Below are 14,622 nucleotides of genomic sequence, written 5' to 3' on the forward strand. Positions count from 1 at the left end.
GCGATCATGATCGAGTCGCTGCGCCGCCGCCTCGCGCCCTTGCCCGACGGAGCGGCAGCCGAGTTCAGCCGCATCGTCGGCTATCTCAACGAGCTGGTCGAGCACCTCCGACTCTTGGCGCGCGAGCTCCGGCCGCTGCTCTTGCACGATATCGGGCTCGAGGGCTCGCTGCGTTCGCTCGCCAACGGCATGTCCTCGGCGCAGACGTGCGTAACGGCCGAATTCGCCACCGCGATTCCGCGACTCGAGGAGAGCACCGAGCTCGCGGTCTACCGCATCGCGCAGGAGGCGCTCGGCAACGCCGCCCGCCACGCGGCAGCCCGCGCGATCGTCCTGACGCTCGGCGTCGACCACGGCACGCTCCGGCTCGTCGTGCGCGATGACGGGTGCGGCTTCAGCGCCGAGACCGACGTTCGCGCCGACGCCCTCGGACTCGTCAGCATGCAGGAGCGGGCGCAGGCGCTCGGCGGGCGCTTCGAGGTGCGTTCGGCGCCTGGCAGCGGCACCGCGGTGCACCTCGAGTGTCCGGTCGCCGTGCGCACGCCCGCGAGCGCGGCGTAGAGTAGCCGCAGGTTGTGAAGAAAGGTCAGATGCAAGGCGCGCCCGAGCGAGGGCGGAGGCGTACCCGAAAGGGTACGCCGCACCCTCATTCGAGGGCACGCAAGCGAGCGCCCGAGCAACGCGGCAGATGGGCCCAGTCAGCAAGCTGCTGCCCAGGTAGCTCAGTTGGCAGAGCACGTCCTTGGTAAGGACGAGGTCGGCGGTTCGATCCCGCTCCTGGGCTTTGCCCGGAACTGATAAGCGGCAGAGTTTGGTCGGCGAATTGGATTCAGAATCATCGAATGGGAAAGGAAAATAGGAGGGTGAGATGAGCAAGCAGAAATTCGAGCGGAAGAAGCCGCATTTAAATATCGGCACCATCGGTCACGTAGACCACGGCAAAACCACCCTGACTGCCGCCATCACCAAGGTTTTGGAGAAAAAAGGGATGGCGAAGTTTTTGGCCTACGATCAGATCGACAAGGCCCCGGAGGAGAGAGAAAGAGGCGTCACGATCAACATCGCGCACGTCGAGTATGAAACCAACACCCGTCACTATGCCCACGTCGACTGTCCCGGCCATGCCGACTACATCAAGAACATGATCACCGGCGCAGCACAGATGGACGGTGCAATCTTGGTTGTCTCGGCGGCCGATGGCCCGATGCCGCAGACCCGCGAGCACATTCTGCTGGCGCGGCAAGTCGGCGTTCCCGCCATTGTCGTATATCTCAACAAGGCGGACATGGTGGATGACAAAGAGATCCTGGACCTGGTCGAGTTGGAAGTTCGGGAGTTGCTATCCAAGTATAACTTTCCCGGCGATGACACGCCTATCGTCATCGGCAGCGCGCTGAAGGCATTGGAGGGCGATGGCTCGGATCTGGGCGAGGCGTCGATCCTAAAGCTGATGGACGCGGTAGACGGCTACGTCAAGGAGCCGGTGCGGGCAACTGATAAACCGTTTCTCATGCCCGTCGAGGACGTCTTCACTATCAGCGGCCGCGGTACGGTGGTGACCGGCCGAGTAGAGCGAGGAATCATTAAGGTCGGGGAAGAGGTGGAGATCGTTGGATTCCGCCAGACGGTGAAGACCGTGGCCACCGGTGTCGAGATGTTTCGCAAGCTCTTGGACGAAGGCCGTGCCGGAGACAACATCGGCGTGCTGCTCAGAGGAACAAAAAGGGAAGAGGTGGAACGCGGGCAAGTGTTGGCCAAACCGGGAAGCATTACGCCCCACACGCAATTCAATGCCGAGGCTTATGTATTGACCAAGGAAGAAGGCGGCAGGCATACGCCTTTCTTCAACGGCTATCGGCCGCAGTTCTATTTCCGAACGACGGACGTGACCGGTGTCGTGAAATTACCCGAAGGCACCGAGATGGTTATGCCCGGAGACAACATCAGCGTCGAAATATCTCTGATCACCCCTATTGCTATGGAAGAAGGGCTCAAGTTCGCTATCCGCGAAGGCGGCAAGACCGTCGGCGCCGGCGTCGTGACCAAAATTATGCAGTAGCCTCAGAATCGAGGGCGAGTCATGCGAGAACTGATTGGCTTTGCGTGCGATCAATGCAAGCGAAAAAATTATACGACGAGCAAAAACAGGAAGCGGACCACGGATAAGTTGGCTTTTAAAAAATTCTGTCCTTCCTGCCGAACTCATACGCAGCACAAAGAGGTGAAACTGTAACGGAGAGGGGTCAGTAGCTCCAACTGGCTAGAGCGCCGGACTCCAAATCCGGTTGTTGCAGGTTCGACTCCTGCCTGACCCGCCATCTCACCGCGTTCGGCATTCTCATGGGAGAATGGACACAGAAAATTGCGGATGCCGTTCGGCACTCGGTCGAGTTCTTTAAGGATGCCTGGCAGGAACTCAAGAAGGTCCATTGGCCTTCGCGCAAGGAAACCTATGTGACAACCCTGGTCGTCCTGGTCGTTGTTTTGCTCATTTCTGTTTTTCTGGCGGTCGTGGATTTGGGACTGACCCGAGCCATTCAGGCGATAGTCAGCTAACTACCCGGGTGGTCGTCCTGTATGGATAAAAAATGGTACGTGGTGCATACGTTCTCCGGCTACGAACAAAAAGTCAAAGCGGCGCTGGAGGAGCGGATCAAAAGTCTCGGCAAAGAGCAGCAGTTCGGCGAGATCCTGGTCCCCGTGGAAAAAGTGATGGAGTTGGTTAAAGGAAAAAAGAAGACCTCTTCGAGGAAATTCTTCCCGGGCTATATCCTGGTTCAGATGGTTCTCGACGACGAGACCTGGCACGTGGTCAAGGAGACGCCGAAGGTGACCGGCTTCGTCGGGGGAAGCACCCATCCCGCTCCGGTGAGCGACGAAGAGGTCAAGGCGATCACGCAGCAGATGGAAGAGGGCGCGATCAAGCCGAAGCCGCGCGTCCTGTTTTCGGTGGGAGAAAGCGTCAAGGTGGTCGACGGTCCTTTCGTCGATTTTAACGGCATCGTCGAGGAAGTTCGGCCTGAGAAGGGGAAGCTCCGAGTGCTCATCAGCATCTTCGGCCGCGCCACGCCGGTCGAGCTCGATTTCGTTCAGGTGGAGCGGAACTGAAATGGCCAAGAAAGTAATCGGAGAGATCAAGCTGCAGATTCCCGCGGGACAGGCCAATCCAAGCCCTCCCGTGGGTCCCGCCTTGGGCCAGCGCGGCGTAAATATCATGGAATTCTGCAAGGCCTTCAATGCGGCCACCCAGTCGCAGCAGGGGATGATCATTCCGGTGATCGTCACGGTGTATGCGGACCGGTCGTTCACCTTCATCACCAAGACGCCGCCGACGGCCGTACTGCTCAAGAAGGCGGTCGGATTGGAAAAGGGCTCCGGCGAGCCGGGAAAAAACAAGGTCGGCAAGGTGACGCAAGCGCAGATTCGCGAGATCGCTCAAGTGAAGCTCCGCGATCTGACGGCAAAGGATTTGGACGCCGCGGTAAAGACCGTCGAGGGCACGGCGAGAAGCCTGGGTTTGGAAATCGAAGGGTAGGAAAAGCAGAATCCAGAATACAGAATTCAGTAGACAGAAGGGGGGCGGGGATTCTGAATTCTGGCTTCTGAATTCTGAACCGAGGGTCATATGAAGCGTCGAGGAAAAGGATATAAAGCCGCTCTGGAAAAAGTCGACCGCGCAACCAGGTATCCGTTGGAAGACGGGCTTCGCCTGGTTCACGAGACCAAACGGGCCAAGTTCGATGAAACCGTCGAGTTGGCGATCCGCCTGGGAGTCGATCCCAAGCAAGCCGACCAAAACATCCGTGGCACTGTGGTTCTGCCGCACGGGATGGGGAAAGCGGTTCGTGTGGTCGCCTTCGCTAAAGGCGACAAGGTAAAGGAAGCCGAGGAGGCCGGCGCCGATTTTGTCGGCGCCGACGATCTGATCAAGAAGATCACCGAAGGGTGGCTCGATTTCGATAACGCCGTCGCCACGCCGGACATGATGGCCGCGGTCGGAAAAATAGGAAAAATATTGGGCCCGCGGGGACTCATGCCCAATCCCAAGGTCGGAACCGTCACCATAGACATCGCGAAGGCCGTCAAAGAAATCAAAGCGGGAAAACTCGAGTTCAGAGTCGACAAGGCAGGCATCGTTCATATTCCGGTCGGCAAGGTCTCTTTCGGCATGGAAAAGCTGTTAGACAACGCTCGGGTGGTTCTCACGGCAATTGTTAGAGCCAAACCGGCTTCGGCCAAAGGCAACTACGTTCAAGGAGTGACAGTGTCCACGACGATGGGGCCGGGAATAAAAATAGACGTGAATCAGGTGCGGGCCTTGGCAGCGTAAGCGCGCTGGAGAAGAAAATGGCTGAGTTATCGACGAACACCGCGATACAGGCGGAAAAGGCCGCGACCGTCGCCGAAGTGCATAAGAAGCTCAAGGCCGCCAAGGTGGCGATCGTCACCGAGTATCGCGGCCTCACGGTGGCGCAGATGACCCGCCTCCGGCGCGACATGCGCCAGGCGGCGGGGGAGTACCACGTCATCAAGAACACCATGGCCAAACGCGCGCTTAAAGACACGGCCTACGGCGATTTGGGACGTTTGCTCGACGGCCCCAATGGCTGGGTGTTTGGTTATGAAGATCCGGTCGCGGTCTCAAAGAAGCTGATCAAGTTCATCGAAGAAAATGAAAAACTCACCATCAAGGGGGCGCTCTTCGAGGGCGAGTTCATGGACCAGGCCAAAGTCAAGGTCCTCTCCCAGATGCCGAGCAAGCCGGAGCTTCAGGCGAAGCTGCTGGCGCTCATGCAGGCGCCGGCGACCCAACTGGTGCGCTTGATGCAGGAGCCGGCCGCCATGATGGCGCGGTTGTTGGAATCCATTCGCAAACAAAAAGAATCGCAAGGTTGAAACATCCAAACAGGAGGAAGCCATGGAAGTGACGAGAGATCAGGTCAAGGAGTTCATCAAACAGAGTTCCGTCATGGAGATCGCCGCGTTGGTGAAAGAGTTGGAGCAGGAGCTCGGCATCAGCGCGGCGGCGCCGGTGGCGGTGGCTGCCGCAGCGGCGGGCCCGGCGGCGGCGGCGGAGGAGAAGACGGAATTCAACGTCATTCTGGCCAACGCCGGTGACAAAAAGATCCAGGTCATCAAGGTCGTGCGCGAGCTGACCGGCCTCGGCTTGAAAGAGGCTAAGGATCTGGTCGACGGCGCGCCCAAGCCGATCAAGGAAGGCGTGTCCAAGGCCGACGCGGAGAACATCAAGAAGAAGGTCGAAGAGGTGGGAGGAAAGGTAGAGATTAAGTAGGCGGGATCGGTTGTCTTCCCTCTAATCTCAAACCGGGTCGAAAGAGGAGTATCATGGCGTTTCAAGTGGCACACAATTTAAGGTTTCGCCGCAGTTTTGGCCGGATCAAAAAGATCATCGATCTGCCTTACCTGATTGAAATTCAGAAAAACTCGTACGACGTCTTCCTGCAGAAAGACGTGCCCGCCGACCAGCGTCAGAACGCGGGGCTTCAGGGCGTCTTCAAGTCGGTGTTTCCGATCAAGGATTTTAACGACACCTCTTCGCTCGAATTTGTCAGCTACAATCTCGGCGAGCCGAAATACGACGTGGACGAGTGTCACCAGCGCGGGATGACGTTCGCGGCGCCGCTGAAAGTCACCGTCCAGTTGGTTCTGTGGGACGTGGACCCGCAAAGCGGCAGCCGGAGCATCAAGAACGTCAAGGAGCAGGAAGTCTACTTCGGCGAAATTCCTTTGATGACCAAGAACGGCACGTTCATGGTCAACGGTACCGAGCGCGTCATCGTCAGCCAGCTCCATCGCTCTCCCGGAGTATTCTTCGAGCACGACAAAGGAAAGACGCATGCCAGCGGCAAGCTGCTCTACTCCGCCCGCGTCATCCCCTACCGCGGCTCGTGGCTCGATTTCGAATTCGATCCTAGAGACATCCTCTACGTGCGCATCGACCGGCGGCGGAAATTCCACGCGACGGTGTTGCTCCGCGCCCTCGGCATGACGACGGAGGATCTGCTAAACTATTTCTACACGAGCGACACGATCGTTTTCGACGGCCGCAAGGCCCAGCTCGTCTTCAAGCCCGAGCATTTGATCGGCGTCAAGGCGGGCTCGGACGTGCGCGATCCCAAGAGCAACGAGCTGATCGTCCGCGAAGGCAGAAAGTTGACGCGCCTTTTGATCCGCCAGATGGAGCAGTCCAAAATCAAGCAGGTGCCGATCGCCCTCGAGGACGTCATCGGCCGCGTCGCCGCCCACGATATCGTCGATCCCGCGACCGGCAAGCCGCTGGTGGAGTGCAATCAGGAGATCACGCAGGAAAAACTCGATCTCCTCAGGGAAAAAGGCATCAACCAGATCGAGGTCCTGTTCATCGATGAATCGCGCGTGGGTCCGTTCTTGCGCACGACCTTGCTGCAGGACCGGCTCGATCAGGCGGACAAGGACGACCATAAAAAACCGGAAAAAGCGATCGAGCAGGCGATCCTGGAAATTTATCGCCGTCTCCGGCCGGGCGACCCGCCGACCAAAGAGTCCGCGAACAATTTTTTCAACAACTTATTTTTCAACCCCGACCGCTACGACTTGTCCAAAGTGGGCCGGCTGAAGCTCAACCACAGGCTGAAGCTCAACGTGCCGCTGGAGCACGGCACGCTCCGCAAAGAAGATATTCTCGAGGTCGTGCGCTATCTTATGGAGCTTCGGAACGGCATCGGCTCCGTCGACGACATCGACCATCTGGGCAACCGGCGCGTACGCGCGGTCGGCGAGCTGGTGGAGAACCACTTCCGCGTCGGACTGGTCAGGATGGAGCGGGCGATCAAAGAAAAGATGAGCCTCCAGGACATCGAAACTCTGATGCCCCAGGAACTCATCAACTACAAACCGGTCTCCGCGGCGCTGAAAGAATTCTTCGGCTCGAGCCAGTTGTCGCAGTTCATGGATCAGACCAACCCGCTTTCTGAGATCACGCACAAGCGGCGGCTTTCGGCCCTGGGTCCCGGCGGTCTCACGCGCGAGCGCGCCGGTTTCGAAGTCCGCGACGTGCATCCGACGCATTACGGCCGGGTCTGTCCGATCGAGACGCCCGAAGGACCGAACATCGGTCTGATCGCTTCGCTGACAACCTATGCAAGAGTCAACGAGTACGGCTTTATCGAGACGCCGTATCGCGAGGTCGAGAACGGCCGGGTGACCGACCGGATCCGTTATCTCTCCGCCTTGGAAGAAGAAGATCACGTCATCGCCCAGGCGAACGCGCCGATCGACAACCGCGGAGCCTTCACGGCGGATCTCGTCTCCTCGCGCAAGGGCGGCGAGTTCGTGATGGCGCGGCCGGAGGAAGTCGACTTCATGGACGTCTCGCCCAACCAGCTCGTCAGCGTCGCCGCCTCGTTGATCCCTTTTCTGGAAAACGACGACGCCAACCGCGCCCTCATGGGCTCGAACATGCAGCGCCAGGCGGTGCCGTTGCTCCGCACCGAAGCTCCTCTGGTCGGCACGGGTATGGAAAAAGTCGTGGCGCGCGACTCGGGCGTGACCATCGTCGCCCGGCGCGACGGCATAGTCGAGAGCGTCGATTCGACCCGGATCGTCGTCAAGGCCGACAAGACGTCCGGATCGCACCGCGACACGGGAGTGGACATCTACAGTCTCGTGAAGTACCAGCGGTCCAATCAGAACACCTGCATGAACCAGCGGCCGATCGTCATGATCGGCGACCACGTCAAGGCCGGCGACGTCATCGCCGACGGGCCTTCGACGGAGATGGGCGAATTAGCGCTGGGCCGCAATGTTTTGGTCGCCCTGATGCCTTGGGGCGGGTACAACTTCGAAGACTCGATTCTGATCAGCGAGCGCGTCGTCAAAGAAGACATCTTTACCTCGATCCACATCGAAGAGTTCGAGTGCGTCTCGCGCGACACCAAGCTCGGCCCCGAAGAGATCACCCGCGACATTCCCAACGTCGGCGACGAGGCGCTGACCGATCTCGACGAGAGCGGCATCGTCCGCATCGGCGCTGAAGTAAAACCCGGAGACATCCTCGTCGGCAAGATCACTCCCAAGGGCGAGACCCAGCTCTCGCCCGAAGAGAAGCTCCTGCGCGCGATCTTCGGCGAGAAGGCCGGCGAGGTGCGCGACACTTCGCTGAGAGTTCCTCCCGGAGTCGAGGGGACCGTGATCAACGTGAGAATCTTCTCGCGCAAGGGTCTCGGGAAAGACGAGCGCAGCAAGGTCATCGAGGATGAGGACGTCAGCAGGCTCCGCAAGGACCAGCACGAAGAGATCCGCATACTCCAGGACGGCGCGATGAAGCGCCTTAAGAAGCTGCTCGTCGGCCGGCGCACGGCGGCGCAGGTGCGCGACGACAACCGCCGGGTGCTCATCAACAAAGGGAAAGAGATCACCGAGGAAGATCTCGACGAGATCACGATGCCCTATTGGGGCGAGATCCGGGTCGATAACGAATCGGTCGAGGCGGAGCTCAAGCGCATCGTCGAAAGCACGATCGAGCAGGTGGAGCTCATCAAGGTCGTTTTTCAGGACAAGATCAATAAGCTCAAGAGCGGCGACGAGCTGCCGCCCGGCGTCATCAAGATGGTGAAGACTTTCGTCGCGATCAAGCGCAAACTTCAGGTCGGAGACAAGATGGCCGGCCGCCACGGCAACAAGGGAGTCATCTCGCGCATCTTGCCGGAAGAGGACATGCCGCTGCTCGAAGACGGCACTCCCGTGGACATCGTGCTCAATCCTCTCGGCGTTCCTTCCAGAATGAACGTGGGGCAGATTCTCGAAGCGCATCTCGGCTGGGCCGCGCGCACACTGGGAAAGCAGATCGACGAGCTGATCCACAATGGGCGTCCGGACCCGGATCAACTGCGCCGCCGGCTGAAGGAGTATCTGGCGAGCCGGGAGGTCGGCGAATTCGTCGACGGCGTCAAGGACGCGGATCTGGTGCGCCTCGCGCAAAAATATCACGACGGTCTCCATCTGGCGTCGCCGGTATTCGACGGCGCCGCCGAAGAAGAAATTTTCAACCTTCTTAGAAAGGCCGGGCTGCCGGCTACCGGACAGGTGACGCTCCGCGATGGCCGGACGGGAGTGGCCTTCGATGAGAAGGTGACGGTTGGCGTCATGTACATGATGAAGCTCCACCACCTCGTGGACGACAAGATTCACGCGCGATCCACCGGCCCTTACTCTCTCGTCACGCAGCAGCCGCTCGGAGGCAAGGCCCAGTTCGGCGGCCAGCGTCTGGGCGAGATGGAGGTCTGGGCGCTGGAAGCCTACGGCGCCGCTTTTACCTTGCAAGAAATGTTGACGGTAAAATCGGACGACGTTGTCGGACGCACGAGGATGTATGAGGCGATCGTCAAAGGCGACAATCTGCTCGAGCCGGGACTTCCCGAATCGTTCAACGTCATGGTGAAAGAGCTGCAGAGTTTGGGTCTGGACGTGGAGCTGGTGGAGGAGAAAAGCTGAAACCCCAACGAGGTGTCTAAATGGAAGATCTCTTCAATCTATTCGAGAAACCAAAGAACCCGCTGAGCTTCAACGCGATCAGAGTTTCGCTCGCTTCTCCGGAAAAGATCCGCTCGTGGTCTCACGGCGAGGTTAAAAAGCCCGAGACCATCAACTACCGCACCTTCAAGCCGGAGCGCGACGGGCTTTTCTGCGCCAAGATTTTCGGTCCGACCAAGGACTACGAGTGTAATTGCGGCAAGTACAAACGCATGCGCCACCGCGGCGTCGTCTGTGAAAAGTGCGGCGTCGAAGTGATCCAATCGAAAGTCCGGCGCGAGCGCATGGGCCACATCGAGCTGGCCACGGCCGTCGTCCATATCTGGTTCCTGAAGAGTCTCCCGAGCCGCATCGGCGCGCTCCTCGACATGTCGCTCAAAGACATCGAGAAAATTCTCTACTTCGAATCCTACGTGGTCCTCGACCCGGGCTCCACGCCGTTGGAATACAAGGAGCTTTTGACCGAGGCGCGCTACCGTAAAGCGCTGGAAGAGTACGGCGCGAATTTTTCCGCCGAGATGGGCGCCGAGGCCGTGCGCAAGCTGCTTAAAGCGGTGGACGTCGCCAAGCTCGGCGATGATCTGCGCCAGGAGATGCGCGACGCCAATTCGGAAGTGAGACGGAAAAAGATCGCCAAGCGGCTCAAGGTGGTGAATGCGTTCAGAAGCTCGGGCAACCATCCGGAATGGATGGTCATGGAAGTGATTCCGGTGATTCCACCGGATCTCCGCCCGCTCGTGCCGCTGGACGGCGGCCGCTTTGCGACCTCCGATTTGAACGACCTCTATCGCCGCGTGATCAACCGCAACAACCGCCTGAAACGGCTCATGGAATTGAATGCTCCAGACATGATTATCCGCAATGAAAAGCGCATGCTGCAGGAGGCCGTGGACGCGCTGTTCGACAACGGGCGGCGAGGACGGGCGATCACCGGCCAAAACCGCCGGCCGCTCAAGTCTTTGAGCGACATGCTCAAGGGCAAGACCGGACGCTTCCGGCAGAACCTTCTCGGCAAGCGCGTCGATTACTCCGGCCGCTCGGTCATCGTCGTCGGCCCCGAGTTGCGGCTGCATCAGTGCGGCTTGCCGAAAAAGATGGCGCTCGAGCTGTTCAAGCCGTTCATCTACAACAAGCTGGAAGAGCGCGGCCACGTCACGACGATCAAGAGTGCCAAAAAAATGGTGGAAAAGGAGCGGCCGGAAGTTTGGGACATCCTCGACGAAGTGATCCGCGAGCATCCCGTGCTGCTCAACCGCGCGCCGACGCTGCATCGTCTCGGCATCCAGGCTTTCGAGCCGATTCTTATCGAGGGCAAGGCGATCCAGCTTCATCCGCTGGTCTGCGCCGCCTACAACGCCGACTTCGACGGCGACCAGATGGCGGTTCACGTGCCGCTCTCCGTCGAGGCGCAGGTCGAGGCGCGCGCGCTGATGATGTCCACCAACAATATTCTCTCGCCCGCCAACGGCAAGCCGATCATCGTGCCGACGCAGGACATCGTTTTGGGACTTTATTACATGACCCGCGAGCGGCCGGGCGCCAAAGGCACCGGACAGATCTTCTCCAATCTCCAGGAAGTGCGCATCGCCTTCGACCAGAGCGCCGTCGATCTCCAGGCCCAGGTGACCGTGCGCACCGATAAAGAAAGAGTCGAAACCACCGTGGGCCGGGTGTTGCTGTATGAAGTGGCCCCGCCGGAAATCCCGTTCAAAGACATGAACCGGGTGATGAAGAAAAAAGAGCTGGCGAACCTGATCGACGTGAGCTACCGGCTGGCCGGTAACAAGGCGACGGTCATCTTCGCCGATCGACTGAAAGACGTCGGTTATCATTATGCGACCAAGGCCGGCATATCGATCGCGATCAAAGACATGGTGATCCCGCCGAACAAGGAAGTCTTGCTCAAGAATGCGCACGAGGACGTGCGCGAGATCGAAGAGCAGTACAAAAACGGCTTGATCACCGACGGCGAGCGCTACAACAAGGTGGTCGATATCTGGGCCGAGGTGACGGACCGCATCGCGGACGAGATGCTGCGCGATCTCGGCACCGAAACGATGACCGACGAAAAAGGCGTCAAGGTTACCTTGCCGAGCTTCAATCCGATCTTCATGATGGCGGATTCCGGCGCGCGCGGCAGCGCGCAGCAGATCCGCCAGTTGGCCGGCATGCGCGGCCTGATGGCCAAGCCGTCGGGCGAGATCATCGAAACGCCGATCACGGCGAACTTCCGCGAAGGCTTGACCGTGCTGCAATACTTCATCTCGACGCACGGTGCGCGCAAAGGACTGGCCGACACCGCGCTCAAAACCGCAAACTCCGGCTATCTCACGCGCCGGCTGGTGGACGTGGCTCAAGACTCGGTTATCTCCGAAGACAACTGCGGCACGCTGGACGGAATCGAGATGACGCCCTTGATGGAGGGTGGAGAGATCATCGAGCCGCTCGGCGACCGCGTGCTCGGCCGAGTGGCGCTGGAGGAGGTGAAAGATCCCTTCACCGGCGCCGCGATCGTCGGCGCCAATCAGGAGATCACCGAAGACCTCGTCCAGCGGATCGAAGACGCGGGCTTGGAGCGCATCAAGATCCGCTCCGTGCTCACCTGCCAATCGAGGCGCGGCGTATGCGTGATGTGTTACGGCCGGGATCTTGCGCGCGGCCACATGGTGAACCACGGCGAGGCGATCGGCGTGATCGCCGCGCAGTCGATCGGCGAGCCCGGGACGCAGCTCACGATGCGCACGTTCCATATCGGCGGCACCGCCAGCCGGAGAGCCGAGCAAACGACGTTGGAGGCGCGCAACGAAGGCTTCATCAAATTTATCAACGTCAATACCGTCACCAACAAAGAGGGCGATCTGGTCGTGATGAACCGGAACGGCGAGATCGCGATCGTCGATTATCCGGAAGGCGAAAAGGGCAGAGCGAGAGAGCGGGAGCGCTATCCGGTCGTTTACGGCGCTAGGCTCAAGAAGAAAGACGGCGCTAAGATCAAGCCCGGCGAACTCCTCGCCGAGTGGGACCCGTATACCATCCCGATCCTCACCGAGGTGACCGGCAACGTCAAGTTCGGCGACATCGTCGAAAGCATCACGATGGAGGAGCGGGTCGATGAGCGGACCGGTCTCTCGACCAAGGTCATCATCGATTCCAAGGACACGGAAAAGCGGCCGCGCATCTCGATCAAAGATACCGGCGGAAAGACGGCCCGGCTCTCGGCGACTTTGGAGGCGCGCTACCTTCTCCCGGTCGGCGCCCACATCAACGTGCAGGAAGGGCAATCGGTTTTTGCCGGCGATGCGCTGGCCAAGATCCCGCGCGAGACGACCAAGACCAAGGACATCACCGGAGGATTGCCGCGCGTCGCGGAGCTGTTCGAGGCGCGCAAGCCCAAAGAGTTCGCGGTCATCAGCGAGATCGACGGCGTGGTCTCTTTCGGCAAAGACACCAAGGGAAAACGCAAGGTCGTCATCACGCCGGAGGTGGGCGAGCCGCGAGAATATCTGATTCCCAAAGGCAAGCACATCAGCGTGCATGAAGGCGACCGCGTCAAGGCCGGAGAGGCGTTGATGGACGGCTCTTCCAATCCGCACGATATTCTGAACATCCTGGGAGAAAAGGCGCTGGCCAAGTACCTGGTGGACGAGGTGCAGGAAATTTACCGGCTCCAGGGAGTCCGGATCAATGACAAGCACATCGAAGTCATCGTGCGCCAGATGCTCCGCCGCGTGCGCATCAAAGAAGTCGGCGACACCGATTTCCTCATCGGCGATCAGATTGAAAAGTGGCGTTTCGAAGAAGAGACTCAGAGAGTGATCGCACAAGGCGGCAAGCCCGCCATCGCCGAGCCGCTACTGCTGGGAATCACCAAAGCTTCTCTCTCGACGGAGAGCTTCATTTCCGCCGCATCGTTCCAGGAGACGACGAAAGTCCTGACCGAAGCCGCGATTCAAGGCAAGGTGGATCTCCTCTGCGGGCTCAAAGAGAACGTGATCATGGGCCGTTTGATCCCCGCGGGGACCGGACTGACCAAATATTCCAAGGCGGAGATCGAGATCGAGCAGCCGGAAACCGAAGAGGTCGAGGTTTCGCGCGCCGCCGAGGCCTGATTGTTTTGACAACGGCACGAGCGTCTGTTATTAATAATGGATTTTACCAGAAAGTGATTTATTTTCCCCGCGTTTACTCGTGAACGGGGTTTGGAAAGCGATGCCCACGATCAGTCAACTGGTTCGGGACGGTAGAGAAAAGCAGCGGGGAAAAAACACCGCGCCTGCGCTCCAGGGGTGTCCGCAAAAACGGGGCGTGTGCATCCGCGTTTATACCACGACGCCGAAGAAGCCGAATTCCGCGCTGCGCAAGGTCGCGCGCGTCCGTCTCACGAACGGCATCGAGGTGACGTCCTACATCCCCGGCGTCGGCCACAACCTGCAGGAGCACTCGGTGGTCTTGATTCGCGGCGGCCGGGTGAAGGATCTTCCCGGCGTCAGGTATCACATCATCCGCGGGACGTTGGATTCGATCGGAGTCCAGGAGCGCCGTCAAAGCCGGTCCAAATACGGCGCGAAGAAACCGAAGTAAAGAATATGCCGCGCAAAGGCGAAGTCAAGAAAAGAGAGGGGCTGCCGGATCCGAAATACGGCGACAAGCAGGTAGCCAAATTTATCAACACGCTCATGACGAGAGGAAAAAAGAGCGTCGCGGAGGGCATCTTTTATCGCTCGCTCGATCTTGTCGGAAACAAGATCAAGGAGGATTCGCTGGCCGTCTTCAAACGCGCGCTGGAGAACGCCAAGCCGACGGTGGAAGTGCGCTCGCGCCGCGTCGGCGGCGCGACGTATCAAGTGCCGGTCGAAGTCAGGCCGCAAAGGCGGCTGTCGCTCGGCATGCGCTGGCTGGTCCAATCGGCTTCCGGGCGCGAAGGAAAGTCCATGGAAGAAAAACTGGCCGCGGAACTGATGGATGCGGCCAACAATCGCGGCGGCGCGATCAAGAAAAAAGAAGATACGCATCGGATGGCGGAGGCCAACCGGGCCTTTGCCCATTATCGCTGGTAGTTAGTTAGGAGGGTTCCAGATAGGAGGCGGGTCG

At 59.4% G+C, this 14,622-nt stretch carries 13 protein-coding genes and 2 tRNA genes; all 15 read left to right on the plus strand.

The window, feature by feature from the left end:
* The coding region (locus VGL70_17295) for an ATP-binding protein (protein ID HEY3305282.1) at window positions 1–561 on the plus strand (561 nt) is incomplete at its 5' end.
* Between the two features lie 150 nt (window positions 562–711).
* Window positions 712–784: transfer RNA gene (locus tag VGL70_17300), tRNA-Thr, on the plus strand.
* Window positions 785–868: 84 nt separating this feature from the next.
* Complete coding sequence (gene tuf, locus VGL70_17305) at window positions 869–2,059, plus strand: elongation factor Tu (protein ID HEY3305283.1); 1,191 nt, start codon at window positions 869–871, stop codon at window positions 2,057–2,059.
* Between the two features lie 21 nt (window positions 2,060–2,080).
* Window positions 2,081–2,233 (plus strand): 50S ribosomal protein L33, encoded by a 153-nt coding sequence (gene rpmG, locus VGL70_17310; GenBank protein HEY3305284.1) that lies wholly within the window; start codon window positions 2,081–2,083, stop codon window positions 2,231–2,233.
* Window positions 2,234–2,240: 7 nt separating this feature from the next.
* Window positions 2,241–2,318: transfer RNA gene (locus tag VGL70_17315), tRNA-Trp, on the plus strand.
* 22 nt (window positions 2,319–2,340) lie between these two features.
* A complete protein-coding gene (secE, locus tag VGL70_17320) occupies window positions 2,341–2,556 on the plus strand; it encodes a preprotein translocase subunit SecE (GenBank protein HEY3305285.1) in 216 nt (71 codons plus the stop codon).
* Between the two features lie 21 nt (window positions 2,557–2,577).
* Complete coding sequence (gene nusG / locus VGL70_17325) at window positions 2,578–3,108, plus strand: transcription termination/antitermination protein NusG (protein ID HEY3305286.1); 531 nt, start codon at window positions 2,578–2,580, stop codon at window positions 3,106–3,108.
* A gap of 1 nt (window position 3,109) precedes the next feature.
* Window positions 3,110–3,535, plus strand: a complete 426-nt coding sequence (gene rplK, locus VGL70_17330) for a 50S ribosomal protein L11 (protein HEY3305287.1) — start codon at window positions 3,110–3,112, stop codon at window positions 3,533–3,535.
* A gap of 90 nt (window positions 3,536–3,625) precedes the next feature.
* Complete coding sequence (rplA, locus tag VGL70_17335) at window positions 3,626–4,330, plus strand: 50S ribosomal protein L1 (GenBank protein HEY3305288.1); 705 nt, start codon at window positions 3,626–3,628, stop codon at window positions 4,328–4,330.
* Between the two features lie 17 nt (window positions 4,331–4,347).
* Window positions 4,348–4,896 (plus strand): 50S ribosomal protein L10, encoded by a 549-nt coding sequence (gene rplJ, locus VGL70_17340; GenBank protein ID HEY3305289.1) that lies wholly within the window; start codon window positions 4,348–4,350, stop codon window positions 4,894–4,896.
* 22 nt (window positions 4,897–4,918) lie between these two features.
* Window positions 4,919–5,293: a 50S ribosomal protein L7/L12 gene (gene rplL, locus VGL70_17345; GenBank protein ID HEY3305290.1), complete on the plus strand. Its 375-nt coding sequence runs from the start codon at window positions 4,919–4,921 to the stop codon at window positions 5,291–5,293.
* A 53-nt stretch (window positions 5,294–5,346) separates the two neighbouring features.
* Window positions 5,347–9,492 (plus strand): DNA-directed RNA polymerase subunit beta, encoded by a 4,146-nt coding sequence (gene rpoB, locus VGL70_17350; protein ID HEY3305291.1) that lies wholly within the window; start codon window positions 5,347–5,349, stop codon window positions 9,490–9,492.
* A 20-nt stretch (window positions 9,493–9,512) separates the two neighbouring features.
* Window positions 9,513–13,640 (plus strand): DNA-directed RNA polymerase subunit beta', encoded by a 4,128-nt coding sequence (gene rpoC, locus VGL70_17355; GenBank protein HEY3305292.1) that lies wholly within the window; start codon window positions 9,513–9,515, stop codon window positions 13,638–13,640.
* 100 nt (window positions 13,641–13,740) lie between these two features.
* Complete coding sequence (rpsL, locus tag VGL70_17360; protein ID HEY3305293.1) at window positions 13,741–14,112, plus strand: 30S ribosomal protein S12; 372 nt, start codon at window positions 13,741–13,743, stop codon at window positions 14,110–14,112.
* Window positions 14,113–14,117: 5 nt separating this feature from the next.
* Window positions 14,118–14,588, plus strand: a complete 471-nt coding sequence (rpsG, locus tag VGL70_17365; GenBank protein HEY3305294.1) for a 30S ribosomal protein S7 — start codon at window positions 14,118–14,120, stop codon at window positions 14,586–14,588.
* The last annotated feature ends 34 nt before the right edge of the window (window positions 14,589–14,622 follow it).

The sequence above is a fragment of the Candidatus Binatia bacterium genome, from assembly GCA_036504975.1.
In the GTDB taxonomy this organism is placed as follows: domain Bacteria; phylum Desulfobacterota; class Binatia; order UBA9968; family UBA9968; genus JAJPJQ01.